Source organism: Trichormus sp. NMC-1 (assembly GCF_001858025.1).
In the GTDB taxonomy this organism is placed as follows: Bacteria; Cyanobacteriota; Cyanobacteriia; order Cyanobacteriales; family Nostocaceae; genus Anabaena.
The window spans coordinates 19,428-44,128 of sequence record NZ_LZQD01000001.1; the positions used below are offsets into that span (position 1 = coordinate 19,428).

A 24,701-nucleotide genomic window follows, 5' to 3' on the forward strand; every position below is an offset into this window, starting at 1 on the left:
AAGGAAACCCAACATTACCGAAGCTTTTGTTCGGTGGCGCTGTTCCTGAAGCCAACCTACAATCATATTACCATTTTATGGTAATGGTAAATAAACTATGCGGTCTTTATATTCACCATCTTCAGAAGCTAAAGCAACTAATATTAACTCTTCTATATTTTCACCAACACTTAAATTAGGATTGAGAATAAAAATTCCTGGTATGTGACGATTCACAGCAACATGATCAGCTAAATGTACTGGCATAGAAGTGCGGTTATTTGTCACTAATATAAAATTATTTTCCTCACACCAACAGAGAATTTCAGGATCAAGTGTCCCTTTCGGTGGTATTCCTGGTTCTCCTACTACCTGAACAACAATATCAGGTTCTTTGAGTTTAATTTGTTTTGGATATAAAGGATTGATATTTTCATCAATCAAATATTTAATTGTCATTTCCTTATACTTTTGCTTGTCTTTCTATTCTAAGTTGGCGGAGTTTTTCTGATACTGGTGGTGGATTAAGTCGCTGTTGTTCTCTCATTCTATGACCATGTTCTATCCAATTCTTCATGTAAGCACTGATAGTCTCTTGGTTTTGCAGATAGTAAAGAATAGTCGCATATACTTGTTCTAAAGAAAGTGATTGATATATTTGGGCAATTTCCTCTGGAGAGCGTCCACAATCAATGTATTCATAAAGTATTGTTTCAATTCCAATTCTTGAGTTTTTTAATCTAATATCTCCAGGAGAGAGAAAATTGAAATACTCTACAATATCCTTAGTAGATATAGTTTGGCTGTTCATAAATTTAAAACTATGATTTTCAAAGATTTGGCAATTAACAGTTTAGATTAATTATAACTTATAGGTAGCTTTTATCGTTCCTATACTCCAGATAAAAGTAAGGTTATGGTAGTCATTTACGCGAATTCTTATAAACTATGTATAATAGCAACTTTCTAACTGAGTAAAAAATTGTGGCAATAATTATAAATTATATAAATGTGTTGAACAAATAGGTAATCAGTTTTCACCAAATAAAATTGAATAAATAGAGAGATAGACAAATCCAATCTATCTCTCCACAATAATTATTTCTTGGCAATTATCCAAACGGCGTGAATAATTCCTGGAAGATATCCGCACAAAGTCAAAACTATATTAATCCAAAAGTCTAGACCGAAACCTACTTGCAGAAATACTCCTAAAGGTGGCAAAAAAACCGCGCATAAAATCCGTACTAAATCCATTTCAGCCTCCTGTTAATCTCAAAGATAAACTCACATCTTACAACTATAATTCCTGAAAAGATACGGGAAACCGTACCCTTCAACCACCACTGATTTTAGCCTTGTAACCAAGTTTGACCAAAATCTCTAAAATCTTCTGTTTATGATCTCCCTGAACTTCAATTTCGTCATCTTTCACCGTCCCACCCGTACCACATTGGGCTTTTAACTGTTTTAATAAAGTAGCTAAAGTTTCGGGTTTAGTTTGAAACCCAGTAATGACTGTGACAGTTTTACCTTTGCGTCCAGCACGAGTGGCTTGGATTCTCACATTTTGCTGATTTGGGGGTAAATCTTGGATTCCACGTTCCACAGCGCGTTCGAGTGCGGGTGAACTACCGTTACCAAATTCTTGGTAGACAAAGCGTTTGTCAGATTTGGGATTAGAAGCCATACAATTTAATGCAGAAAAAATAAACTTTCACTGTAAACAATTTTAGTTTAGATATTGTCTATTGTAGACTAAGCGGGGGTAATCGGATATATAATTGCTACATGATAGAGTATAAGAAGGTAAGAGGAAATGAACCACGTTCGCGGAGCGTCCCGAAGGGATAGAAGCGAAGAACACGTTCGTCGAAGACGTTCCGAAGGAAAGGAAGAAGAAGAAGAAGGAAGGATGAGTAGGTTGGGTGATGAGGTGGAGAGGTTGGCTTATGCTGTGATTGGGGCGGGTATTGAGGTGCATAGGATGTTGGGTGCGGGGTTTTTGGAGAGGGTATATCAAGAGGCGTTGGGTTTGGAGTTTCGTTTGCGGGGAATACCTCATAAACCTAAACATTTAGTAGCAGTAAATTACAAAGGTTATCCCATTGGTGAGGGGGAATTAGATTTTCTTGTTGGTGATTCTCTAGTTGTTGAATTGAAGGCTGTGGAAAAATTAGCCCCTATTCATGAAGCGCAAGTTATTTCTTATTTAAAAATGACTAATTGTCCCCTTGGTCTTCTCATCAATTTTAACGTCCCCGTTCTCAAAGAAGGCATTAAACGCATCATTCTTTCCTCTTAACTCTTCTTCTTCTTTCTCTTCCTTCGTGTTCTATCCCTTCGGGACGCTCCGAGAACGTGCCTTCGTGGTTAGTTAATTAATTATTATCTCAATTCCATTTTCTACTTCCATCAATTCTTGACGCTGCTGCTCTATCCAGGCGTTTTCAGCTTGGCGTTGTTCTGGTGTTTCTTGTTGATACCGTTTCTGAAGTTCTAAAAAATCATTATAGAATGCGATTGCTTGTTCAATGGCTTTAGTAACTAATTTCGATAACTCATCAAAAATAGAAACCACTATCTTTTCTAACTTTTTAGCTACTTCCTCATAGGTTTTAGTAAATTGATCTCGGCTAATTCCTAAAGTGCCTTCTTTGGCTAATCCTTTAGCAGTGTTACTCACTGAATCAATTAAATTATTAACACTGTATACATATAAACCATTGCCAAATGATCTTTCTAGTAAGGTGGCCAACGATTCTGTAATTGAATTAAATTTATTAGTTACTTCGCTTTTCTTTCCTGCATTTAACTGACTACTACATATTTCAATAAAAGGTTTTTGAGGCTGAAATCCTTGAATTATTAATAAGATAGTTTCCGATAAATTAGTTTTCATACCATTGATTTGCAATTGTATTTCTCTGTCAAAGTCTTTAATAAATTTATCTTTTTCAAAAAGATTTAATGAATTTTTAGTCTTATTTTTATCATCTTCAAAGTATTGTCTTTTTAATCTTTCAATTCTAGCAGTCCAAGATTTTTTAACTGTTTTTAAAGTCTCAGACTTAGATTGATTGTATAAATTACGAGCTTTAACAGACAAGCCACTCCAATCGCCAATTTGCTCCCATATTTGAGAAGTAGGTACTTCAATTACCCTTTGCTTGCTATGCCAAACATCTTCTGCATGATATAAATCATTAAAACAATTTTTAACTAAACCCTTGAGTTTGGTGGCTGATTGTTTCAGTTCTGTAATACATGGTTTAACTGATTTATTAAGTTGAGTAGCTGATTGCTTCAGTTCCTCAGAACTACCTTCATCAAGCATAATTTGGTCAGCCGACTCAATCACACCTTGAAATGTTTTGTAATAATTATTCATGACTAACCACAGGGATTTACTTTTATAGTTGATTTATACTAGTATTAACACTAGAGATAAGCTAATAAGCATTCTAGTATTTATACTGCTATTTATAATATACCAAATTCAACTCTATGCAACATATTAAGAAAAATAGGATTTTTTTGTGTAAGTATAAAGGCTAGGCTATAAATATCACTTTTCTTATCCCTAATATGCTGTTCACGTTTGCCCCTGCAATTGAAGCTGGAATTAAGTCTGGTACATATGAAATTGTCTCTAATTCATCTACCGGAGAACTAATAGGTATGGCCAGAGATAAAGTATCTGGTCAGTTTGTAGCTCACGCAATCGGTGTAATTGTAGATCAGTCCGCAAGCGTCAATCCTCTAACTGTTCCAGTAGATTTCGTCATGGGTGGGTTGCAGATGTTTCAAACCCATCGGGGGTTTCAAAAAACTTACAGAATGCTTGACACACTTCAAAACTCTGTGGGAGTTTTACAAGCTACTATCCCTGTAATTGGTCTTGGGGTAGGTATAGGTATTGTGTTATCAGCAGTCAATCTATATCAGACTTTCAAATTGCGGAAAGAAGTAGAATTACTCCATCTAGAAGTCAAAAATGGTTTTATTGACTTGAAAGCAGCTTTAAAAGACGAAGGAAAAGAAATCATCAAAAGAATTGATGAAGTTGCAGCAGATGTAAAATTTCACGCACATCAATTAATTTTAATTACAGCACATGGGCGATTTCAAGGAGCATTACAATCAATAAAGACAGCATTGTTGTGTGAAGAAAGTATTAGAAATGCTACGTTGGACAACGCACGGAACACATTAAGTCATGCTTTAGATGACTACAAAAATCCTCTCATTTTCTCAGATACTTGTGCAGCGGGATATCTTCGCCGGATGGAATGTGCTTGGGGAATTGAGCAAACAATAGCTTTAACCTATCAATTACAAAATCAATATGATGCTGTTTTTAATCAACTTGCTCACCTTCAAAATACAATCCGTCAAGATTGTTTGACTGTAATTGATAAATGTCAATCAGAAGAAGAATTAGATTTTCTATTTCCAGAAATATCTTGTATTGTCAATAATGATTTAGCTGTATTATCATCCTGGCAAAATCATATAGATTGGATAAAAACTTTACCTGTCAGTGAACGGAAACTTTTAGCAAGTTCTGAACTTGGATCTGCTGATGATTTAGAAACAAACCAAAACTCACATATGGTGACAGAACCACAAGAATTAGTAGTTTATCAAGATTTGAAAAATAAATCTCATTATTTATCACTACAGGATCAACTAAGATTTATGATTCAGCCTGATTTACGCAGAGAATACGAATCTTATATAACCCAGCAAGCAACAGCTTCTGGCTATAAAGGCTTAGTTCCTGGGAATTGGCAAGAAATAACAGATACAATTCTAGCTAATCTCTACTGGTACTTTCAGGATAAAAGCAAAATAGCAGTTTCTAGCTAAACTGATTAGCTGTTTTTCTGCTTCCTCTCGTTCTCTTTCTCTCATTACCAAGCTCTGCCTCTACTATACCTGGAGGTAGAATCTCTAAGACGGCATTCCCAGTCTGGAGACTGGGAACGAGAAGAGAATTTTCTTTCTTTGCGTCTTTGCTCCTTTGTATGTTTGCGCGAAACCTCAACTAGATTAGATATAAAAATTACTCAATTACCGTGAAAACAGATACTATTTTCTATAGCTTATTTCAAGCATTTCCTAGCATCTTCTTTGAATTAATTAACCATTCTCCCGCAGAAGCAGGTATTTATGAATTCACATCTCGTGAAGTTAAACAACTAGCTTTTCGTTTAGATGGTTTATTTTTACCAACAACCAAAGATCCAGAAAAACCATTTTATGTAGTTGAAGTTCAGTTTCAGCCAGATGATGATTTATATTATCGTCTATTTGCGGAACTTTTTCTCTACCTACGACAATACAAAACTCCTCATCCTTGGCAGGTTGTGATTATCTATCCCAGTCGTAATATAGAAAGAGAACAGCTTTTGCAATTTGGTGAAATCTTGCTGCTGGAGCGAGTTAAACGCATTTATTTAGATGAGTTGGGAGAGAGTTCTTTAGGGGTGGGTGTTGTTAAACTGGTGATAGAAACAGAGGAAGCTGCACCAGCACTAGCAAAACGCTTAATTGCCCAAGCAAACCAACAACTAACTGATGCAACCATCAGACGGGATTTAATTAACCTCATTGAGACAATTATCGTCTACAAATTACCCAAAAAGAGCAGAGAGGAGATTGAAGCTATGTTAGGTTTAAGCGAGTTGAAACAAACTAAGGTTTATCAAGAAGCTTTAGAAGAAGGGGAAGTTAAGGGTAAAGCTGAAGGTAAAGCTGAAACAACAAGAAAGTTGGCTTTAAATTTGCTGAGAATTGGGATGAGTTTAGAACAAATTGCTGAAGTTACCGAATTATCTCTTGAGCAAGTTCAGGTTTTACAAAAGGAGATACAAGAATCTTGATTTTCTCTAGTTCCCATACTCTCTAGTTGCCATGCTCTGCGTGGGAATGCAATTGAGAGGCTCTGACTCTACTATACCTGGAGGTAGAACCTCCAAGATGGCATTCACAGTCTGGAGACTGGGAACGAGAGAATAATGCTCTTTATCGGCATCCTCAACAGTTCTAGAATTAAAATTAACTTTGTTCTTTTATTTTACCCAATCCGTGACTACTACTCCCCTCTCCCCTAATTTCTCACAAACTGCTTCCGTTCCCGATAATCTAGGACGCTTTGGCCGCTTTGGTGGTAAGTATGTCCCAGAAACCCTAATGCCTGCTTTAGCTGAATTAGAAACAGCATATCAGCAATACCGTAATGAACCTGGTTTTCAAGCCGAATTACAAGGGTTACTACGCGATTATGTAGGACGTGCTACCCCATTATATTTTGCTGAACGCCTCACTGCTCATTATGCCCGTCCTGATGGCACAGGGGTGCAAATTTATTTAAAACGCGAAGATTTAAATCACACCGGCGCACATAAAATTAATAATGCTCTCGGTCAGGTATTATTAGCCAAGCGCATGGGTAAACAGCGCGTCATTGCTGAAACTGGTGCAGGACAACATGGCGTAGCTACAGCGACGGTTTGCGCTCGGTTTGGTTTAGAATGCGTGATTTATATGGGTGTTCACGACATGGAACGCCAAGCTTTAAACGTATTCAGAATGCGGCTGATGGGGGCAGAAGTTCGCCCAGTGTCTGCCGGTACGGGAACTCTTAAAGATGCCACTTCTGAAGCCATCCGGGACTGGGTAACGAATGTAGAAAGCACTCATTACATCCTCGGTTCTGTCGCTGGCCCCCATCCTTACCCAATGATGGTACGGGATTTCCACGCTGTCATTGGTGAAGAAACCCGCGCTCAAGCATTAGAAAAATGGGGCGGTTTACCTGATATTCTCATGGCTTGTGTGGGTGGTGGTTCTAATGCAATGGGACTATTTCACGAATTTGTGAAGGAGCCATCTGTGCGGTTAATTGGGGTGGAAGCTGCTGGAGAAGGTGTGAATACTGGCAAACACGCCGCTACCTTGACAAAAGGACAAGTTGGTGTATTGCATGGGGCGATGAGTTATCTTCTCCAAGATGATGATGGCCAAGTCATTGAACCTCACTCGATTAGTGCAGGGTTAGATTATCCAGGTGTGGGGCCAGAACACAGCTATATGAAAGATATTGGTCGGGCTGAATATTACAGTGTGACTGATGCTGAAGCTTTGGAAGCATTTCAACGGCTGTCGAAGTTAGAGGGAATTATACCTGCTTTGGAAACTTCTCATGCGATCGCTTACCTAGAAACTCTCTGTCCCCAACTAACTGGTAGTCCCAAGATTATCATCAACTGTTCAGGACGGGGTGACAAGGATGTGCAAACAGTTGCAAAATTTCTCACTCCTCAGTAAGTTTCACCGATAACATTCACACCAGATCAGTTTTTTTTGAAATGTTTTCCTGATAGTTTTAGTGTCCACGACATCTGTCAGTGGATACTATTTTTTGGAGATTTTTTGGTTAATAATGTTGTGTCAAGAACACTTGAGGCGGCATCTACCAGAGACATCAACCAATGGATACTATGGTAATGAAAAAGTCATAAAATTGGCAGATTTTCAGATAAGTAAAATGCAATAGTCATAAAAATGAACTCCTAACTCTGAAAATTCCGATAATTACTCAGATCATGAAGACTTAATAGTATCCTGGTATGTATTCTCAGAATCAGAAGATAGAGTATATGTCTTATAAATCCATACACTACTTAATTCTCTATGTTTCGACAAACTGCTTTTGGCATCGCTTTAAGTACGCTTGTCTTCGCTAGTGGATTCATGACCGCTCCTGTAACCAGCAATAATTCTCACAAAAAAACCGCTCAAAATCAGCAGTCATTGAATACTTCTAGTCAAGCAGCAATATCGAATCTTAATTTTCAAACTACTACGCTAGAAAAATCAGTTTTTGAGCAAATTAATCAATATCGGGCTTCTCAAGGACTACCAAGTTTAACCTTAAATACCAATATCACTCAGCAGGCCAGAATTCACAGTCAAAACATGGCTAAAGGAGTGGTTAAGTTTAGTCATCATGGATTTGAACAGCGAGTTAAGGCTATCCCTCTTACCTTGAACAGTGCAGCCGAAAATGTGGCTTTCAACGTTGGTTATAACAATCCGGCTAACCAAGCTGTGATTGGTTGGCTTAACAGCCCTGGACATCTAAAAAATATACAAGGAAAATACAAACTTACAGGAGTGGGTGTCGCCACTAACTCCAAAGGCGAAGTCTACCTCACGCAGATTTTTTTGAACACCAGATGAACACGAGATAGATTTTATTACTGATTTCTTGCACAATAATGATGTAGTGTCTGATGAATTATTTGTCTGATAGACACAATCATTTATTTTGTGAACCATTCATGACATTACCAGATTTTCAGGTTAGCGATCGCGATCTTGATGACGCTAACCTCTCCCAGTATTTAGAATCTGATGCGATCGCTGTCGATACCGAAACAATGGGACTATTACCACAGCGCGATCGCTTGTGTCTCGTCCAGTTGTGTAACCCAGAGGGAAAAGTCACAGCTATCCGCATCGCTAAAGGACAAACAACAGCCCCAAATTTAAAAAAACTCTTGGAAGCAACCCACGTCCTCAAAGTATTTCACTTTGCCCGTTTTGACGTTGCTACCTTACACCACAACCTAGAAATTAAGGTTCAGCCTGTTTTTTGTACCAAGATTGCCAGTAAGTTAGCCCGCACTTATACCAACCGTCACGGACTCAAAGATGTAGTGCAAGAGTTAGAACAAGTAGAACTGGATAAAAGTTCTCAAAGTTCCGATTGGGGTAACGCCGCTAATTTATCTGAAGCCCAACTCAATTACGCCGCTAATGATGTCCGTTACTTACTGAACATACAGCAAAAGCTGACGCAAATGCTGCAACGAGAAGGACGTTGGGAATTAGCCCAAGAATGCTTTCAAGTTCTGCCCACAATAGTGTCTTTGGATTTGTTGCAGTTTAAAGATTTATTTGAACACTGAGGCACAATTCTCCCACAATTCCCAATTCCCAATTAAGGAACACCAAAAAAGAAACTATCCAATTTTGGGGGATAGACTTCTAGTCTGTCCAGGGTAATTGGATATTTTTCTATTTTCTATTTGTAAGTCCCTGAATTATTAAGTAGTCATCATAAACTGCGTACACCAGGACACATGAAAAAAACTTCTTATTCCCCTCCTCGCTTGCGGGGAGGGGTTAGGGGTGGGGTCTTATTTTCAAGTCAGGTGAACGGAAAAAACGTAGACGCGAAGCGGCTTCTCGAAGAGTAATATGTAACGAAAAGTCAAGTTGCCCAAAACCTTTTCTTTGTTCCCTGTTCCCTTGTCATAACGACAATTTTTAACGCCAAACTGCTGTAATTACGAATTTCATTTCTGTTGGTTTTCTAAGTGATTTTGTATCCTAGATACAACATTATAGTCGTCTGCCCCTGCGGGCGTTAGTGCTTCAATAATGCCTTCTGTTGCACCACCGATAGCTTTCCATGCACCAAAACCACCTTTGATTTGAGATACATTTAAAAACCCAGCAGCACGCAGTATTTGAGCAGCTTGAGCAGTTTGCTCCTCATTCATACCGTAAACGTAAATATCACGCTTGTGATCTAAAGATAATGCTGCACGGTCTGCTAGTTCATCTATGGGCATAGACATTGCTCCCATAATATGACCTTCGTTGTAAATCGAGCGATCGCGCACATCTAAAATTGTAAAAGCCGGTTCCCCCCATTCTAGACGAGATTTAATGACATGAACATCAGACTCTGTTTCTATTGATTGCTGATGGGTATTAATACTACTGAAAACATTGTTAGTCATAGGTTTCACCGATTACCTGATCAGCAATTTAGCAAAATATCTCAACTTGATTTATCTTTCGTTAGTATGAAAATTTCCAACCTCTTTCTTTGGGTACAGTTAGAGATACATAGCATTCCTAAATCATTTACAAACACCTTCTGTTCCCTATTCCCTGCCCTCATGAGTCAATTTACAAATCAAATAGGATTGCTATATACTAAATAGGTTTTAAAAACCCTGTAGGTTTGATGTGTAGCATTTATTAATGATATTTGTATCAAAATCTAGATCAGCAGTCACGCAGATAAGATTTTCTGATACAAAAAGTCTAATTTATAACCCGATTTACTTCATTCCATTTGAATAATAAAATGTAACGATTTGACCCAGATAATAATGATTGCTACGGATACATGATAGCTCTCGTTTTTTGGGCTGTTTGTAGTTCTAGGGATGCTTGAAAATTACATGACTTTGAAGGGTAGATTGTCGAATTTATACCTAAACTTTTTCAAAAAATCCCCAAATTGTACATTACGCATACATTTTTTAAGCATTATCATGTTTTAAGTTTTGATGAACTTTATGGAAAATTTAGGGTATACAAGTATTACAGGATTTCTCACCTCTAGCCAGATTAGGAGCGAATGGACTCTAAAAAACAACACTTAAACCCCAATTTATCGCTACAGCAAATTGCCAAATCAATAATAGACTGCATTGCCTTATGGATACGCCTTCCACTAATACTCCCAAAATTCTGATTGTAGATGATGATTTCAGCGTCCGAAATCTCGTATACCGTTTTTTAAGTCGAAAATATCAAATAGAATCAGCCGCAGATGGTAAGACTGGACTGGCTTTGTTTGAGCAATTCAACCCAGCTTTAGTAATTCTGGATTGGAATTTGCCAGACGCTAATGGTTACAAACTTTGTCAAGAAATGCAAAGTCGTACCAATGTTTTAGTTTTGATACTCACTAGCCGCAATGATGAAGCTGATAAAATTAAGGTTCTAGCCGCAGGTGCAGATGACTTCATGACTAAACCATTTAGTTTGGCAGAAGTGGAAGTCCGAGTAGAAGCACTTTTAAGACGCATTCGTTATATCCATCCCAGTCAATCACAGCGCCTGATCTTTAAACAATTAGCGATTAACCCAGAAGGTAGAGAAGTAACGCTAAACGATAAACCTTTAGCCTTAACTGCTTTAGAGTTTAACATTTTACATTTTTTAGCCAGTCATCCAGGTCAAGCTTGGAGTCGTCCCCAACTCATCCAAAAAATTTGGGGTTGTGATTACGTAGGAGATGGACGAGTTGTCGATGTCCATATTGGTCAGCTACGGAAAAAAATGGAAGTTGATTCTAGTTTGCCAGAGTTTATCAAAACTGTACGGGGATATGGTTACAAGTTTGAACCACCCGAAGGTAGCAAAATTTAAACTTTAGAAAAAGCAACTCATCACCACAATATTGCTGTTCTTGCTTAACAACTTGCTTTTAATAAGGATTTGCCTAAGTACGTTTATTGAGGCTTGATTAGATAATTCATGTTATTTTTGTACATTGGAACCAGCAAAAACCAGGAAATTTGTGTCTACTCAAGCCTCAATACAAAGCTTTAATTTTTTTCTTGCAGATAAACAACAAAAAAGTCACAACATCCCCTCTCCCGATTTTACAGATGAAGCCTGGGATACCATTGATACTATAATTCGGAGAATTCAAGCTGACTTCACTGTTACTGCTAACTGCAATCCCAAAGCATCAAGTAAGGTACTTAAAGAATAAAATTCAATTTCTCCTTTTTCGGCAAGAATTTGGGAAAATTTATCGTAGGATTGCTGTACTGCTACGGAAAAATTATCAATTCCACCCTGAGCCTCAATCACATTTCTAAGTGCTTTATTTAACATAGTAGGATCACTTTCTTCTATAACTACTTCAATATAAGCTGCTGCTTCTAGAGGATCTTGTAAGTCTTTAATTAGTTTTTCGTGATAGCTTGTACTTCTAGGCATCATTTTGACTCCGATAATCTTCCCAATATTCTTTAGCTTTAAGAATATCTTGGACTTGAGTGCTTTTGTCACCACCACACAAGAGCAAAATAATTTTTGATTCTTCCTGTCCAAAGTATATCCGGTAGCCTGGTCCATAGTCTATTCTCAGTTCAAATACACCTTCTCCAACGGACTTATAATCTCCTAAATTACCATCTTCAACTCGGTCAAGTCTGGCTCTAATTTTAGCTTTTGCTCTTCTATCTCGTAGAGAATCAAACCAATTATCAAAAGGATTTGTACCATCTACTGTTAAATAATTCTTGATTTCTCTAGGTTGGATGTTCATGGAGTTATGTTTTAAATTACTACACTCCCAACCTACATCTCTCTGGCTTAGATATTCAGGGTGGGTGAATTTAAAAGACACACCACAACTTACACAGCCAACCTGCGATTAACCAATTCTACGGCCAAATTAATCGCCTCTTTCATACTCGTAGCATCAGCAATTCCCTTACCCACAATATCAAAAGCCGTTCCGTGATCAGGTGAAGTCCGCACAAAAGGTAAACCAATCGTAGTATTTACAGCCCGATCAAAAGCCATCAACTTCACCGGAATTAAACCTTGGTCGTGATAAAGTGCTAAATACGCATCAGCCGGATTTTTGATTTCAGCATTTCCAAACCAAGCAATACCCGGTTTAACCCACATAGTGTCTGGTGGTATTGGTCCCTCTAGCTGCATATTTGGACGCTTGCACCTTTCTGACTCTATCCAGGGAATTAACCAATCTATTTCTTCGGTTCCCAGTTGTCCCATTTCACCGCTGTGGGGATTCAAACCTGCGATCGCAATTCTCCCATTTTCAATCCCAAAATCTCTCTCTAAACACTCCACCAGCAAATCTAGTTTCTGAGTTAATAATTGCGGTGTCAGAGTATCAGCTACTTGACGTAAAGGAATATGTGTGGTAGCTAGTATTGTGCGGATTGTCCAACCAGTAATAGGCGATCGCGCGACAAACAACATTCCAAAACGCTCAACACCAGATTTATCAGCTAAAAGTTCCGTTTGTCCAGGATAATTGTAACCTGCGGATTTCCAAGCAGATTTAGCAATAGGTGCTGTCACAATCCCATCAAATTCACCAGCTAAAGTTTGAGCTATCGCATATTCCATATAAGCAAAACTCGCCGCCCCACTTGCTGCATTACCCACACCGGGAATAATTTCACCCGTAGTCGGCACATCAATCACAGACAATTCTGCTGGATTTGCCAAAGATACTGAACTTTCTGTTAAATTTCTATAAGTACGTAACAGTAAATCCCTGCTACCTACCACAACCAGATCACAGTTTTTGCTAACTTCCGGATCTGCTAAAGCCTTCAAAATCACCTCTGTTCCAATTCCCGCAGGATCTCCCAGCGTCAGCGCCAAACGTGGACGTTTATCTTTAAAAGGATTCATTTGATATATAAATCTCATTCATAATAATTATCATTCATTTGCCCCTCTTCCCACAAGCACAAGGATTTGCCGCCAAACCAGTGGAGATTAACTGCTAAAGTAGTTTAAAATTGTTCACACAGGTCTAATCTCAAAGTACCTCTTGTAGAGCTGCTGTTAGACCTAGTTTACCTGAGTTGCTGGACTAGCAAAAATGAGATTTGAACCTTCAAGTCAAATCCAGTAGTCACAACAACGGGAAACATAAACAAACCATTCACAAAGGAGAATCACAGCAAATGGGTGGCGAAATCTTAAATGCAGCTTTATTATCCTTCGGTTTAATCTTCGTAGGTTGGGCCTTAGGTGCATTATTACTTAAAATTCAGGGTGCAGAAGAATAGAGAAGCAGGGAGCAGAGGGCAGGGAACAGAGGAGAGAAGAGATGATTTTTTCAGTTCCCTGCCCCTAATCCCCAATTCCTTTTTCTGAAAATTAATGTAAATTTTTATTTACATAAGATAATTCTGTTAAGATTCTTTTCATAAAACATTAAAATTTATAAAGACCCCATGACATTATTAATCGTCGGTGCCACTGGCACCTTAGGAAGACAAGTGGCTCGTCGTGCAATCGATGAGGGGTATAAAGTGCGCTGTTTAGTTCGCAGTACCAAGAAAGCTGCTTTTCTAAAAGAATGGGGTGCAGAACTTGTAAAAGGTGACTTGTGTTATCCCCAAACCTTAGAGGGAGCATTAGAAGGTGTAACCGCAGTCATTGATGCCTCCACATCTCGCCCCACAGACTCACTAACCATTAAGCAAGTGGACTGGGATGGCAAAGTAGCATTAATTCAAGCTGCGAAGGCTGCTAACGTTGAGCAATTTATCTTCTTTTCGATTTTGGATGCCGAGAAGTATCCCAATGTACCGCTCATGGAAATTAAGCGATGTACAGAACTATACTTAACTGAATCCGGCTTAAACTACACCATTTTACGTTTAGCTGGCTTTATGCAAGGCTTAATAGGTCAATATGGCATACCTATTTTAGAAAACCAGCCTGTGTGGGTGACAGGAGCATCTTCTCCAGTTGCCTATATGGATACTCAGGATGTTGCTAAATTTGCTATCCGTGCCTTGAGTGTGCCAGAAACCCGCAAGCAATCCTTCCCCGTAGTTGGTACTCGTGCTTGGAGTGCAGAAGAAATTATTAGCATTTGCGAACGCTTATCTGGAAAAGATGCCAGAGTCACAAGAATGCCCATTGGCTTACTGCGTACTGTACAGCGTTTGCTGCGATGCTTTCAGTGGGGATGGAATGTTGCTGACAGACTAGCTTTTACCGAAGTCTTAGCTAGTGGTTCCCCCCTCAATGCCTCAATGGATGAAGTATATACAGTATTTGGCTTAGACAAACAACAAACTGCTACCGTAGAAACCTATCTGCAAGAGTACTTCAGCCGAATTATGAAAAAGCTGAAAGAGTTAGATTACGAGAAAACTAAAATTAAAAAGCAGAAAAATAAAAAGACCCCTTTTAAACAATCTTCAAAAGTCAATAGTCAATAAATTGAAGATTGATGACGACATTAGTCAAAAATGTGTAACTATTACAGTGATTGAAGCGTTCATCCCGCTCCTCCGGGGATTGGGATGGTTGCAAAACACCTTTCTACTTAGATGCTGTCAAAAATCTGGTAAAATTAAAACGCCAAGGTGAAACTCCTCTACCATCGCGAAAATTCTGCTGAAACTATGCAGCACTTTCAGGTAGGAATTAGGGGCAGAAAGTGAAAAAAATCAGGTTTTAACCTATTTTTACACATGATTTTAGAATCTTCGCGTCACTAGACCGGAGAAAAGTCAAAAAAAAGTCAAGCATCGCCTAAACTTGGATATTTGAGTGTGCCGAAAGCAGGCATTATCTACAACGACATTAAACCGATAGCGAGTCGTGTCGCTATCGAACTGAAAGACCAGCTAACCGCAGCTGGTTGGGATGTGTGTGTAACAACGAGTATCGGTGGTATATTGGGCTACTGTAATCCACATAGCCCCGTATGCCACACCCCCATAGAAGGTCTAACACCCCCTGGTTTCGACTCAGACATGGAGTTTGCAGTAGTGTTAGGGGGAGATGGCACTGTTTTAGCTGCATCGCGTCAAGTCGCGCCCTGTGGTATCCCACTCCTGACGGTGAATACTGGTCATATGGGATTTTTGACGGAATCTTACCTTAACCAATTACCCCAAGCAATGGAACAGGTGATGTTAGGTAAGTATGAAATTGAAGAACGAGTCATGCTCACCGTCAAAGTTCTGCGAGGAGATTCGGTATTATGGGAAGCCCTTTGTTTAAATGAAATGGTGCTGCATCGAGAACCATTAACCTCAATGTGCCATTTTGAAATCAAAATTGGTCGTCATGCAGCAGTTGATATTGCGGCTGATGGAGTGATTGTCTCCACACCAACAGGTTCAACAGCTTATTCCTTAAGCGCTGGTGGTCCAGTGGTTACTCCTGGTGTACCTGTGTTGCAGTTAGTACCGATTTGTCCTCATTCCCTGGCTTCGAGGGCTTTGGTGTTTCCCGATAGCGAACCAGTCAACATCTATCCGGTTAATGTCCCCCGGATGGTGATGGTGGTAGATGGGAATGGAGGCTGCTATGTTTTACCAGAGGATCGAGTATATTTAGAGCGATCGCCATACACTGCTAGGTTTATTCGTCTACAATCACCAGAGTTTTTCCGGATTTTACGGGAAAAATTAGGTTGGGGTCTGCCACATATTGCCAAACCCACGTCAGTAGAATTGCCTTAATTGTTATGAGTTAGTTAGTGTAATCTTGGGGGGTAAACGCCAATTTAGTGTAACTCGCACTTCTCCATTAGGTAAAGTTGATATTTCCCATTTACCATTGAGAAGTTCATCGGCTATAGTATCCATAATCTTAGTACCATAGCCGCCTTTTTTGGATCTATAAGTAGATGCTAAAATAGCTCCATCATTTGCTATTACTAAAGTACATTTATCTCCCTTTTGCTCTAAACTAACAAATACTTGGGTAGCCGTACCGTGAGGTGGTTGAGCGTGTTGGATCACATTATTCAATGCTTCACGGAAAAAGCGGTAAACTTCCTCTCTGTGTTCAATCCAAATACTGTTTAATTCTGGTTCTTGAAGAGGCTGAATTTCTGTAATTACTTTCAAAGTTAATTTTTCAGAAATCACTAATTCTTCTAATGTGGTTTTTATTCCTATATCTAACCCTTTTTGAAGTATGGGATTAACTGCAATTTTCTCACTTAAATCTCGAATACTGCTCAATTTATCTCTAATTTCCTGCCCTAAAGCTGTCAACTTATCTAAAATTAAATCTATATCTAAATCAGATTCTAATTCAATTTTGTCCATTACCAATTTTAATTCTTGTAAAGCCCCATCATGAATATCAGCCGCAATACGATTGAGGATTTTGCGGGTGCGTGAAAGAATAGCTTCTTGTTCAGCGGCTTTTAGTTGGGTAATTTGATAGTTTTGTAGTGTAATAACCTCTTTTTGTTGTCCAAAAATAAAATAGATAAAAATAGATATTCCTGTAATTGTCCACACGAATAAAGGTTGAATAATCAATAATATCCATTTATATTTCCAGATAACTAAACACAGTCCCAAGTACCCGCTAAATATTGCAAAAACCATGAATAATAAATGCCAATTTTGATAATTATAAATACCCGTACTGATTAAAAATCCCCCCAAAATAACAATTATTAACTCAACCCAATGGCTGGGAATTTGTAAAAATGAATCTGTCATTAAACTGGCCATAATATTAGCCTGAATTTCTACGCCGGCCATGCTGTCACCGTTCGGTGACAGCATGGACATTGTTTGTATGTTGTTCGCTTCTACAAAACCAATAAAAACAACCTTTTTGCGGACTTGTTGAGAGAGTTTGTGAGGAGAGGCAACTAGACATTTTTTGTCTTTATTAGGTTGACAAATAGATGTTAATTCTAAAAAAGGAAAAGTTCCCGACTTCCCCCAAAATTTGATTTTTATGGGAGTTGTAATTTTCGCAAATCGTGAGGAATGATTAACTTTTTGCTGTTGCTTTTCCCACTTTTCTAAAGCTAGAAGGGTCACAGATTTAAAAGTTTGTATTTGGTCAATTTTTTCTGAGAGAAAGAACTGACTCACTAAATGAGAACTCCGCGCAGTGCTACTTAAATGGGTGGGTGCTTCCGCTTCGGGTTCGTACTCAAAAAAACCCTGAATAGTCTCAGGAAGTATTAAAGGTTGAAGTCGTTCGCTATCAAAAGGAATAAGATGATTGTAGATAAAAAATTTTGGTTTTTTGGAATTAGTAATTGAATTTGTGCGCGTGACTAAAACAATTTGCTTATGATGATTTTTTACGAGATTTTTTAGAGGTTTATTGATTATTTCATTTATTTTGATGGGGTACTCAAGTTCTGGTGATTCTTCCCAGTCATTGTGGAGGTTCAAAACGACGACGGAAGCACCTGCTTCTAAAAGATGCTCTACTAAATCTGCATAGAATAATCTGCCTAAAGATAGCTTTTGATTGGCTAAATCCTTTGGTTGAATTTTTACTAAAATGATTTCTGGAGGTGGAGTTTTTAGCTGGTTCAATCTCAGGAAAGTATCTTGAAGTTGTAATTCCAATTTTTGAACTACAGGAATTTGAGAAAAAATGAAATTGTAGAATACACTGCAACTGATTCCTAAACTGAGAAATTTAATTTGCGAACCTTTTCTCCACAACATTTGGTTACGGTTTAAGAAATAAACGATAACGAATAATTCGATAGGGATTATTTTGAGACAAGCTGATTCCTAATTCTTTCCCTGTTTGGAAAAATTGCCAAGTTCCAGCTTTTGTCTCTACAGTTCCATTGATATCTGTAGTGTTATTTAGCTGAAATGGTGGTTCATTTTTTGAAGGTCCAGAGAGAAACTGCACGTTGTTGTCTGTTATCTCCAATTTTAACCCAACTGTGCCACCTTCACCAGCACCACTGACAATTTTGCCTGTTCCTGACCAAATTTGTTGAGCTAAAGCAGGTGAACTTAGTCCCCACAGTAAGGACGCTGTGGTGAGGATGATATGCAGTTTTTGGATAGGGAATTTCATAATTGCAGTCTGAACAGGTGGAGAAATGATGTTCTCACACTTATCAGATTTGGGTTTTTAGATGGGTTCGTATGTTCGCAATTTTATTTGCGGGAGTTCGCACATTTTTCTGCGGGGATACACATTGATTTTTTTGGTGGGTAAAAATACTATCGGTGAAAGGTTGATTTTAGAGAAAGCTTTCTAAAACTAACAACTTAGTAATTCACAGTATTTTTGAAAAAAAGCGTATGAAATTGTTAATTAACATAAAGCCAAATTTTGTTTTCCATGCTTGTTTAGCAGCAGGCGTATCCGCTCTTGGTATTTTATCAGCCTCAGTTGCTTATGCTGGTAATGGTGTCCCTGATTATATTGTTGAATATAAAGGACAGCCAGCAATTGCAGTTTTTGAAGATGTAAAGCAATCTTACGCGCTCGGTTGCCCAGGATTCCGTAGTCTTTGGAAAAAAGTTCCAGTACAACGGGCTGTCAGTTCCAAAGTGTTTAACAACATTGTCAGTGCGAATCCTATCGTTGCGGATATCCCATGCAATGGTTCAGTTAATTCATATGCACCCTCTGGAGAACCAGGCGCATTGGTGTTTAGTCACCGTGATGGTCAGTCTTACAGACATTATATAAACAGCCTCGATTTTGTCAAAACTGTGGGGGGCGGCGAGTTGATTCCGATTTCTAGAGAGGAGTTTTACAACCGCTATCCAAATCGGGGTATTGACTTTCGTGTAAGTCGGTAGTGATTCTTGCAAAGGCGATCGCTCTTTTGAGAACAGGATGATTTTGGGCGATCGCTCTTTTGATAAAACGATGATTTTCAGATCCCCGACTTCTTTGAGAAGTCGGGGATCTAGTTTCCCAAATCTATTTACAAAACATCTATTTTTGTTATATGATTAGAATACATTTGTAAAATATTGAGAAACTTATGACTCAGATTACAATTGAAGAAGCTACTAAAGATTTATATAAACTTCTAGAACAAGTCGCTAAAGGTGAGCAATTTGTTTTGATGAAAGAAGGCAAAGAAATTGCTCGTCTTCTTCCTCCTCAACAGGCAAATAAAGTATTTCCTAGTTTAAACTCTTTTAGAAAATCCATAGTTTTAAAAGGAAGTGCAATGAGTACCACGATATTAGAAGAAAGAGAGAACGACAGATATTGATTTATTTAGATACTAGTGTCATTGTTCCTTATTACGTGCCTGAAAAATTAAGTGATGTTGTGGAACAACTATTACAAAAACAAGAAGATAAACCAATAATTAGTCAATTAGTTGAGGTGGAATTGTTTTCTGCTTTATCTCGTAGGGTAAGAATGGGTGAAGTTTCCCAAAATGACGCTAGACGGATTACAGAATTGTTTGAAAATCACCTTAATGAAGGTTTATATCGTCTTGTTTTATTGGAAAATCAACATTACCGTTTAGCTAGAGATTGGATATCCAGATTTGATCTGCCTTTAAGAACTTTGGATGCTTTGCATTTAGCTGTATGTAGCATTAATAATTTTTCTCTGGTGACAGCAGATGATAAATTAGCTCAATCTGCTACTATTTTAGGGATAGATATTCTTTTATTAAATTCCAATGTCAATTTTATTTAGATATGCGATTACTAGGTCGCGGTTTGCGATTTCTGCGGAGCGCTTCGCTATCGCTCTTTTGATAAAATATACGTACTTAATGTAAACTGTACGTATATAATCATTACCCAGGACATGAACGCCAAGCCACTCCGGTTTCTTGTTGTAGAAGATCATCCAGAAGTAGCCCAAAACAATTGTGATTTTTTGAGAAAATTCGACTCTTCTGCTATTTGTGTCATCGCTTCTACTCCCCAAGAAGCAATACAACGTCTAAAAATAGAAACACCAGATTTAATAGTCCTTGATTTACAATTTGCTTTACCTTCTGGTTCTCAGTCAGCTAAATCTTCTTTAGAATTATTAGAGTTAATTTTTAATACTTATTCCTATTTAAATATCCTCATCTATAGCAGTGAACCAGCCTGGATGATAAAACTTGTTAAATCTATTAATCATCACTGCGGTGGATTTGTGGTGGTAAATAAAATGGAACGACGCAGATATTTTTTAGAAGGGGTTGAAAGTGCGCTGAATGGAGAATTGAAACTGCCTAGAGAATTACGTCAAGAATTAAACTTGAATGATAAAGAGTTGGAAGTTCTCAGGCTGTTGTGTCATGAATCCTTAACAGATCAAGCGATCGCTGAACATCTTTACATATCACTCAGGGCTGTGCAGAATCATATCCAACATCTAAAAGTGAAATTGGGTGTTGATGAAGTTAAGCAAAAAGACATCAATACCCGTGTTGCTCTATGTATGACAGCACTTGGGCAAAAATTATTATAGTTTTGATTGAGTTACAACCGGAAAATTAGTAACTTGAGTTAGTATTGTGTGAAATATCAGTAAGAGGGTAACAGGTTATAACTCATATTACCAATTAATTACCAATTACCAATTACCAATTACTAATTAATATGATACTTGCTCACAGTCCCTGTGTTCTAGTGATTGAACCCGATGAAAGTCTAGCTAATCAGCTGGCTTTTGATTTACAAGAAGCTGGCTATGATGCCATTTTAGCTCACGATGCAAACAGCGGTTTACAACACTGCCGCGATAACTCCGCCGGTAATAACCATCGCCAACCTGCTTTAATTGTTGTAGACAGAATGCTGCCAGGAGAATCAGGACTCTCCTTGTGTAAAAATCTCCGCAGCATGGGTAACTGTTCCCCCGTGCTAGTTTTAATGGCTAGGGATACGGTTGATGACCGTGTAGCTTGTCTAGAAGCTGGTGCTGATGATTACATTCTCAAACCATATCGTGCAGAAGATTTTCTGAAGTTGATTCGCCTCTATCTTAAACCTGATGTTGATACTACAGAGCAATTACGCTTTGGCGATCTGGTTTTAGATATAGGAACCCGTCGCGCTATCCACAATGGTAGAGCGATTGACTTGACAATGAAGGAATTTGAACTATTAAAGTTCTTAATGGAACATCCTCGTGAAGTATTAACCCGCGAACAAATTTTAGAAAATGTTTGGGGTTATGACTTTATGGGTGAATCGAATGTGATTGAAGTATACATTCGCTACTTGCGGTTAAAAATTGAAGAAGATGGTCTCAAGCGTCTTATTCAAACGGTGCGGGGTGTGGGATATGTGTTAAGAGAATCCTGATTTACAGTTTTCTATCTGTCTCCATCACTTTGCGTTCTTGGTATTAATTAGACTGAGGACAGCTATGGTTAAAATGCCTCTGGTGGAGAAATATCAGATCCCACACAGACACCAGTACTACTAGACTTGATACCGGGCTTAACATTTGCTTCAGTTTTTTGAGTTGACTGACATAGTAATGAAGTAGTGGGAATAATTATTTCTGAATTTAATACAGATTTATTTTGTGATTGCTGAGTCATGAATGATAATCCCCCCACAGCACCAGCGACAAGGGCTGTATATCCCATATACAAATGAAAGGGACGGATTTCTATATCCAATAGCCCAACAGAATTTTTGACGTGATACCAAGAGGGCAAAACTGATTTAGCCTGATTAGGCATAGGTAAGAAAGCAGCTAAAATTATACCATTTATCCCCAAAGCATTGCCCATAACACGGATAAAACCACGAATCAGGACATCCTCTGGCAATAAATCGAAATTTGCATTTTCCACCGCTTCCATCTGATGAATTGATATATGGGTATAAATATGCAGTTTTTGCAGAGTCAGACCTTGTGACTCCCTGGCTTGCTTGAGTTGTTGACCAATTTGACGTAGACTTTCCAGCCGCTTTTCTGCGGCTATTTGATCAGCTAATCTAACTTTTCCCTGTTTTTGATGTGGCCAAAACCACTTGATGGGATTGTGCTTTTGGCGATGAGTTTCTTGTCCTGTATTTTCTACTACATGAGATTGAGGTTTTGATGGTAAATTTTCTTGGGTAGTATTTACCAATTCGGATTTTGAGGCTAATTTTTTAATATTTTTGCTACTTTGAGGCAAGTTGCTAGATTGTTCTATATCTACATTGGGTGACTCAGTATTATCTGTAGGTGAATTGATATTTGCATCTAGATGATGCTGTCGTGCGAATTGCTTAAATGCTAAACTAATTGCTTCTCTGCCTACAGCTTTAAATAAAAGTTTGGCTTGTTCATCTGATGAACCAAGCAACTTTTGCAAGTTAGTGACAGCACGAGTATAAACTTGACTACGATGTAGTTCAGCTTCTATGTTAGTTAGAAGCGATCGCAATTCATCTTGACTAATTTGAATAGTAGGATTGCCAGGAATCTTGAATAAGTAAGCAGATGCCATAGTCATGATCTAAGTATCTCCCTGTCCTAGAGCCAAAAATGGTTTTATCTGTGTCAGTTCTTCTGGAACTAGCTGACTCATCCGGATTATTAGGTATCATTTTCTGCTCCCAAGAGCAAAGACTCATAATTAAATAATAGGCTGTTGCTGCAAATATTCATCCACAAAATGGCAAATAAAAATGCCAGACGACTGAAAGAGCGGCTACACAAACTAAATCCACCTGCGGGGGTTTTGCTTGTATATACTAAAGACGGCTGGGAACTTTACTTTTAAACGCAGAGGCTCACTGAGGTAAACGCAAAGGTACGCAGAGTTTTTGTTCAAGTTTTCGCTCTCTGATTTATCCAATACTGTAAAGTCCAGATATTAGCCGTTTTTAGTATAACCGCTTATGGGTAGTGTGCCATAGGTATGTTCTAATTGACCACCGACCACTGACAACTTACACCAATTCAGCTATTGTTGCTTTTTGAAGATGCCAATTAGTTGATTGCTCATAAGCATAGGCTACTTGTAATAATTGGTCTTCTCTGAGGACTTTACCAATTAACTGTAATCCAATGGGTAGACCTTTGCTATCAAAACCACAAGGGATGCTGATACCTGGTAAACCAGCAAGATTGACGGGAATTGTCATCAAGTCATTTAAATACATACTCAAGGGATCGGTGATTTTTTCGCCGGCTTGAAATGCTGTGGTGGGAGCAGTAGGAGAGACTAAAACATCAACTTGTGCAAAAGCTGTTTCAAAGTCTTCTTTAATTAATGTGCGGACTTTTTGGGCTTGTAAATAATATGCGTCGTAATAACCGGCGCTCAGAGCATAAGTACCAATCATAATCCGGCGTTTGACTTCTGCACCAAATCCGGTGGAGCGTGTACGGGTGTACATGGAAAGTAAATTGTCTGCGTCTGGGGAACGCAAACCGTATTTAACGCCGTCGTAACGAGCTAAATTCGCGGATGCTTCAGATGGGGCGATGATATAGTAGCTGGGTACGCCATAACGGAAGCGAGGACAGGAAATATAGTGAATTTCTGCGCCTAAACTTTCTAGTTGTGCGATCGCACCCTTCACAGATGCTTCTACTTCAGAATCTAAACCTTCACCGAAAGTTTCTTTAATTACACCGATTTTTAATTTTTTTCCTTTCAAGTCTGGTGTTAAGCTGGCTGCATAATCGGGAATTTCGACTTTTAAGCTGGTGGAGTCTTGGGCATCATATCCTGCGATCGCACTCAACAATATGGCCGCATCTTCAACTGTCCGCGCAAAAGGTCCAATTTGATCCAAAGACGAAGCATAAGCCACTAAACCATAACGGGAAACTAACCCATAAGTCGGTTTCATCCCCACCACACCGCAAAAAGAAGCCGGTTGACGAATTGAACCACCAGTATCAGAACCGAGTGATACCACACATTCTTCCGCAGCAACCGCAGCAGCAGAACCACCGGAAGAACCACCGGGAACTCTGGAAATATCCCAAGGGTTAGCGGTAGTTTGATAAGCGGAGTTTTCTGTGGAACTACCCATAGCAAACTCATCTAAGTTGGTTTTACCAACCGTTACTGCTCCGGCATCAGCGAGTTTTTGGGTTACTGTGGATTCATAGGGTGGGATAAAGTTTTCTAGAATTTTAGAAGCGCAGGTAGTACGAATTCCTTTGGTACACATATTATCTTTTACACCAATGGGAATCCCTGCTAAGATACCGATTTCTTCCCCAGCAGCGATTTTTGCATCCACAGCACGAGCCTGATCTAAAGCCTGTTGTGCCGTGACAGTTAAGAAACTGTGCAGTTTTGGTTCTAATGCTTGAATGCGATCTAGGGCTTCTTGGGTAATTTCAACGGCAGAACGTTCTTTTTTTACTAGCTGTTCGTGCAACTCGCGGATGGATGCCATAATTTTTCTCTTTATTAATCAAGT

Annotated in this window: 28 protein-coding genes; 15 read left to right on the plus strand and 13 right to left on the minus strand. The window is 38.7% G+C overall.

Going from position 1 to position 24,701, the window contains the following annotated elements:
- Positions 1 to 75 precede the first annotated feature (75 nt).
- From A9Y75_RS00105 to A9Y75_RS00120, 4 genes are all read right to left on the minus strand, one after another.
- A complete protein-coding gene (locus A9Y75_RS00105; protein ID WP_071187068.1) occupies positions 76 to 438 on the minus strand; it encodes a DUF5615 family PIN-like protein in 363 nt (120 codons plus the stop codon).
- Positions 439 to 442: 4 nt separating this feature from the next.
- Positions 443 to 790 (minus strand): DUF433 domain-containing protein, encoded by a 348-nt coding sequence (locus tag A9Y75_RS00110; RefSeq protein WP_071187071.1) that lies wholly within the window; start codon positions 788 to 790, stop codon positions 443 to 445.
- A 287-nt stretch (positions 791 to 1,077) separates the two neighbouring features.
- The gene (locus tag A9Y75_RS00115) at positions 1,078 to 1,236 is read right to left on the minus strand and encodes a YqaE/Pmp3 family membrane protein (protein WP_016952002.1); all 159 of its coding nucleotides are present in this window, start codon (positions 1,234 to 1,236) and stop codon (positions 1,078 to 1,080) included.
- Positions 1,237 to 1,315: 79 nt separating this feature from the next.
- Positions 1,316 to 1,669 (minus strand): translation initiation factor, encoded by a 354-nt coding sequence (locus A9Y75_RS00120; RefSeq protein ID WP_071187073.1) that lies wholly within the window; start codon positions 1,667 to 1,669, stop codon positions 1,316 to 1,318.
- Positions 1,670 to 1,894: 225 nt separating this feature from the next.
- Here A9Y75_RS00120 and A9Y75_RS00125 point away from each other — a divergent pair, with 225 nt between their 5' ends.
- Complete coding sequence (locus tag A9Y75_RS00125; protein WP_071187076.1) at positions 1,895 to 2,284, plus strand: GxxExxY protein; 390 nt, start codon at positions 1,895 to 1,897, stop codon at positions 2,282 to 2,284.
- 72 nt (positions 2,285 to 2,356) lie between these two features.
- Here the strand turns inward: A9Y75_RS00125 and A9Y75_RS00130 are convergent, their stop codons facing one another.
- Positions 2,357 to 3,370, minus strand: coding sequence for a hypothetical protein (locus A9Y75_RS00130; RefSeq protein WP_071187077.1), 1,014 nt, complete (start codon positions 3,368 to 3,370; stop codon positions 2,357 to 2,359).
- A 197-nt stretch (positions 3,371 to 3,567) separates the two neighbouring features.
- Here A9Y75_RS00130 and A9Y75_RS00135 point away from each other — a divergent pair, with 197 nt between their 5' ends.
- From A9Y75_RS00135 to A9Y75_RS00160, 5 genes are all read left to right on the plus strand, one after another.
- A complete protein-coding gene (locus A9Y75_RS00135) occupies positions 3,568 to 4,851 on the plus strand; it encodes a hypothetical protein (protein WP_071187079.1) in 1,284 nt (427 codons plus the stop codon).
- Between the two features lie 209 nt (positions 4,852 to 5,060).
- Positions 5,061 to 5,867: an Rpn family recombination-promoting nuclease/putative transposase gene (locus A9Y75_RS00145; protein WP_071187084.1), complete on the plus strand. Its 807-nt coding sequence runs from the start codon at positions 5,061 to 5,063 to the stop codon at positions 5,865 to 5,867.
- Positions 5,868 to 6,072: 205 nt separating this feature from the next.
- Positions 6,073 to 7,314 (plus strand): tryptophan synthase subunit beta, encoded by a 1,242-nt coding sequence (gene trpB / locus A9Y75_RS00150; protein WP_071187086.1) that lies wholly within the window; start codon positions 6,073 to 6,075, stop codon positions 7,312 to 7,314.
- A gap of 366 nt (positions 7,315 to 7,680) precedes the next feature.
- Complete coding sequence (locus A9Y75_RS00155) at positions 7,681 to 8,229, plus strand: CAP domain-containing protein (RefSeq protein ID WP_071187089.1); 549 nt, start codon at positions 7,681 to 7,683, stop codon at positions 8,227 to 8,229.
- A 101-nt stretch (positions 8,230 to 8,330) separates the two neighbouring features.
- Entirely contained in the window at positions 8,331 to 8,960 is a 630-nt protein-coding gene (locus A9Y75_RS00160; protein ID WP_071187091.1) for a ribonuclease D, read from the plus strand.
- A gap of 390 nt (positions 8,961 to 9,350) precedes the next feature.
- On the opposite strand, the gene A9Y75_RS00165 is transcribed toward A9Y75_RS00160, so the two are convergent.
- Positions 9,351 to 9,800 carry a rhodanese-like domain-containing protein gene (locus A9Y75_RS00165; protein WP_071187093.1) on the minus strand — a complete coding sequence of 150 codons (450 nt, stop codon included), beginning with the start codon at positions 9,798 to 9,800 and terminating at the stop codon, positions 9,351 to 9,353.
- Between the two features lie 709 nt (positions 9,801 to 10,509).
- On the opposite strand from A9Y75_RS00165, the gene A9Y75_RS00170 reads away from it, so the two are divergent.
- A complete protein-coding gene (locus A9Y75_RS00170; protein ID WP_071187095.1) occupies positions 10,510 to 11,226 on the plus strand; it encodes a response regulator transcription factor in 717 nt (238 codons plus the stop codon).
- Positions 11,227 to 11,508: 282 nt separating this feature from the next.
- Here A9Y75_RS00170 and A9Y75_RS00175 read toward each other — a convergent pair whose 3' ends face one another.
- The 3 genes from A9Y75_RS00175 to pdxA all read right to left on the minus strand — a co-directional run bounded on the left by A9Y75_RS00175 (position 11,509) and on the right by pdxA (position 13,263).
- Entirely contained in the window at positions 11,509 to 11,805 is a 297-nt protein-coding gene (locus A9Y75_RS00175) for a hypothetical protein (RefSeq protein ID WP_071187097.1), read from the minus strand.
- A complete protein-coding gene (locus tag A9Y75_RS00180; RefSeq protein ID WP_071187099.1) occupies positions 11,798 to 12,136 on the minus strand; it encodes a type II toxin-antitoxin system RelE/ParE family toxin in 339 nt (112 codons plus the stop codon). Before A9Y75_RS00180 ends, A9Y75_RS00175 begins: the two co-directional genes overlap by 8 nt.
- Positions 12,137 to 12,225: 89 nt before the next feature.
- Entirely contained in the window at positions 12,226 to 13,263 is a 1,038-nt protein-coding gene (gene pdxA / locus A9Y75_RS00185; protein ID WP_071187101.1) for a 4-hydroxythreonine-4-phosphate dehydrogenase PdxA, read from the minus strand.
- Between the two features lie 278 nt (positions 13,264 to 13,541).
- Here pdxA and A9Y75_RS00190 point away from each other — a divergent pair, with 278 nt between their 5' ends.
- The 3 genes from A9Y75_RS00190 to A9Y75_RS00200 all read left to right on the plus strand — a co-directional run bounded on the left by A9Y75_RS00190 (position 13,542) and on the right by A9Y75_RS00200 (position 16,067).
- Entirely contained in the window at positions 13,542 to 13,646 is a 105-nt protein-coding gene (locus tag A9Y75_RS00190; protein ID WP_006199111.1) for a PetM family cytochrome b6-f complex subunit 7, read from the plus strand.
- A 168-nt stretch (positions 13,647 to 13,814) separates the two neighbouring features.
- Complete coding sequence (locus A9Y75_RS00195) at positions 13,815 to 14,813, plus strand: SDR family oxidoreductase (RefSeq protein WP_071187103.1); 999 nt, start codon at positions 13,815 to 13,817, stop codon at positions 14,811 to 14,813.
- 336 nt (positions 14,814 to 15,149) lie between these two features.
- Positions 15,150 to 16,067, plus strand: a complete 918-nt coding sequence (locus A9Y75_RS00200) for an NAD(+) kinase (protein ID WP_071187105.1) — start codon at positions 15,150 to 15,152, stop codon at positions 16,065 to 16,067.
- A 3-nt stretch (positions 16,068 to 16,070) separates the two neighbouring features.
- Here A9Y75_RS00200 and A9Y75_RS00205 read toward each other — a convergent pair whose 3' ends face one another.
- Positions 16,071 to 18,041, minus strand: a complete 1,971-nt coding sequence (locus tag A9Y75_RS00205; protein WP_071187107.1) for a CHASE2 domain-containing protein — start codon at positions 18,039 to 18,041, stop codon at positions 16,071 to 16,073.
- A 4-nt stretch (positions 18,042 to 18,045) separates the two neighbouring features.
- The gene (locus A9Y75_RS00210; protein ID WP_071187110.1) at positions 18,046 to 18,408 is read right to left on the minus strand and encodes a hypothetical protein; all 363 of its coding nucleotides are present in this window, start codon (positions 18,406 to 18,408) and stop codon (positions 18,046 to 18,048) included.
- 230 nt (positions 18,409 to 18,638) lie between these two features.
- On the opposite strand from A9Y75_RS00210, the gene A9Y75_RS00215 reads away from it, so the two are divergent.
- The 5 genes from A9Y75_RS00215 to A9Y75_RS00235 all read left to right on the plus strand — a co-directional run bounded on the left by A9Y75_RS00215 (position 18,639) and on the right by A9Y75_RS00235 (position 21,620).
- A complete protein-coding gene (locus A9Y75_RS00215; protein ID WP_071187112.1) occupies positions 18,639 to 19,145 on the plus strand; it encodes a hypothetical protein in 507 nt (168 codons plus the stop codon).
- Positions 19,146 to 19,333: 188 nt separating this feature from the next.
- Positions 19,334 to 19,570, plus strand: a complete 237-nt coding sequence (locus tag A9Y75_RS00220; protein WP_071187115.1) for a type II toxin-antitoxin system Phd/YefM family antitoxin — start codon at positions 19,334 to 19,336, stop codon at positions 19,568 to 19,570.
- Complete coding sequence (locus tag A9Y75_RS00225; protein ID WP_071187117.1) at positions 19,567 to 20,010, plus strand: type II toxin-antitoxin system VapC family toxin; 444 nt, start codon at positions 19,567 to 19,569, stop codon at positions 20,008 to 20,010. Before A9Y75_RS00220 ends, A9Y75_RS00225 begins: the two co-directional genes overlap by 4 nt.
- Positions 20,011 to 20,124: 114 nt before the next feature.
- On the plus strand, positions 20,125 to 20,781 hold the full coding sequence (locus A9Y75_RS00230; RefSeq protein ID WP_071187119.1) for a response regulator transcription factor: 657 nt from the start codon (positions 20,125 to 20,127) through the stop codon (positions 20,779 to 20,781).
- 131 nt (positions 20,782 to 20,912) lie between these two features.
- Positions 20,913 to 21,620, plus strand: coding sequence for a response regulator transcription factor NblR (locus A9Y75_RS00235; RefSeq protein ID WP_071187121.1), 708 nt, complete (start codon positions 20,913 to 20,915; stop codon positions 21,618 to 21,620).
- A gap of 68 nt (positions 21,621 to 21,688) precedes the next feature.
- On the opposite strand, the gene A9Y75_RS00240 is transcribed toward A9Y75_RS00235, so the two are convergent.
- A complete protein-coding gene (locus A9Y75_RS00240; RefSeq protein ID WP_071187123.1) occupies positions 21,689 to 22,771 on the minus strand; it encodes a helix-turn-helix domain-containing protein in 1,083 nt (360 codons plus the stop codon).
- Between the two features lie 439 nt (positions 22,772 to 23,210).
- The gene (gene gatA, locus A9Y75_RS00245) at positions 23,211 to 24,677 is read right to left on the minus strand and encodes an Asp-tRNA(Asn)/Glu-tRNA(Gln) amidotransferase subunit GatA (protein ID WP_071187125.1); all 1,467 of its coding nucleotides are present in this window, start codon (positions 24,675 to 24,677) and stop codon (positions 23,211 to 23,213) included.
- Between the last annotated feature and the right edge of the window lie 24 nt (positions 24,678 to 24,701).

Bases quoted from the DNA above. Each gene is read 5' to 3' on its own strand.
- A9Y75_RS00105 (WP_071187068.1), bottom strand. From the start codon at position 438: ATGACAATTAAATATTTGATTGATGAAAATATCAATCCTTTATATCCA.
- A9Y75_RS00110 (WP_071187071.1), bottom strand. From the start codon at position 790: ATGAACAGCCAAACTATATCTACTAAGGATATTGTAGAGTATTTCAAT.
- A9Y75_RS00115 (WP_016952002.1), bottom strand. From the start codon at position 1,236: ATGGATTTAGTACGGATTTTATGCGCGGTTTTTTTGCCACCTTTAGGA.
- A9Y75_RS00120 (WP_071187073.1), bottom strand. From the start codon at position 1,669: ATGGCTTCTAATCCCAAATCTGACAAACGCTTTGTCTACCAAGAATTT.
- A9Y75_RS00125 (WP_071187076.1), top strand. From the start codon at position 1,895: ATGAGTAGGTTGGGTGATGAGGTGGAGAGGTTGGCTTATGCTGTGATT.
- A9Y75_RS00130 (WP_071187077.1), bottom strand. From the start codon at position 3,370: ATGAATAATTATTACAAAACATTTCAAGGTGTGATTGAGTCGGCTGAC.
- A9Y75_RS00135 (WP_071187079.1), top strand. From the start codon at position 3,568: ATGCTGTTCACGTTTGCCCCTGCAATTGAAGCTGGAATTAAGTCTGGT.
- A9Y75_RS00155 (WP_071187089.1), top strand. From the start codon at position 7,681: ATGTTTCGACAAACTGCTTTTGGCATCGCTTTAAGTACGCTTGTCTTC.
- A9Y75_RS00160 (WP_071187091.1), top strand. From the start codon at position 8,331: ATGACATTACCAGATTTTCAGGTTAGCGATCGCGATCTTGATGACGCT.
- A9Y75_RS00165 (WP_071187093.1), bottom strand. From the start codon at position 9,800: ATGACTAACAATGTTTTCAGTAGTATTAATACCCATCAGCAATCAATA.
- A9Y75_RS00170 (WP_071187095.1), top strand. From the start codon at position 10,510: ATGGATACGCCTTCCACTAATACTCCCAAAATTCTGATTGTAGATGAT.
- A9Y75_RS00175 (WP_071187097.1), bottom strand. From the start codon at position 11,805: ATGCCTAGAAGTACAAGCTATCACGAAAAACTAATTAAAGACTTACAA.
- A9Y75_RS00180 (WP_071187099.1), bottom strand. From the start codon at position 12,136: ATGAACATCCAACCTAGAGAAATCAAGAATTATTTAACAGTAGATGGT.
- pdxA (WP_071187101.1), bottom strand. From the start codon at position 13,263: ATGAATCCTTTTAAAGATAAACGTCCACGTTTGGCGCTGACGCTGGGA.
- A9Y75_RS00190 (WP_006199111.1), top strand. From the start codon at position 13,542: ATGGGTGGCGAAATCTTAAATGCAGCTTTATTATCCTTCGGTTTAATC.
- A9Y75_RS00195 (WP_071187103.1), top strand. From the start codon at position 13,815: ATGACATTATTAATCGTCGGTGCCACTGGCACCTTAGGAAGACAAGTG.
- A9Y75_RS00205 (WP_071187107.1), bottom strand. From the start codon at position 18,041: ATGTTGTGGAGAAAAGGTTCGCAAATTAAATTTCTCAGTTTAGGAATC.
- A9Y75_RS00210 (WP_071187110.1), bottom strand. From the start codon at position 18,408: ATGAAATTCCCTATCCAAAAACTGCATATCATCCTCACCACAGCGTCC.
- A9Y75_RS00215 (WP_071187112.1), top strand. From the start codon at position 18,639: ATGAAATTGTTAATTAACATAAAGCCAAATTTTGTTTTCCATGCTTGT.
- A9Y75_RS00220 (WP_071187115.1), top strand. From the start codon at position 19,334: ATGACTCAGATTACAATTGAAGAAGCTACTAAAGATTTATATAAACTT.
- A9Y75_RS00230 (WP_071187119.1), top strand. From the start codon at position 20,125: ATGAACGCCAAGCCACTCCGGTTTCTTGTTGTAGAAGATCATCCAGAA.
- A9Y75_RS00235 (WP_071187121.1), top strand. From the start codon at position 20,913: ATGATACTTGCTCACAGTCCCTGTGTTCTAGTGATTGAACCCGATGAA.
- A9Y75_RS00240 (WP_071187123.1), bottom strand. From the start codon at position 22,771: ATGACTATGGCATCTGCTTACTTATTCAAGATTCCTGGCAATCCTACT.
- gatA (WP_071187125.1), bottom strand. From the start codon at position 24,677: ATGGCATCCATCCGCGAGTTGCACGAACAGCTAGTAAAAAAAGAACGT.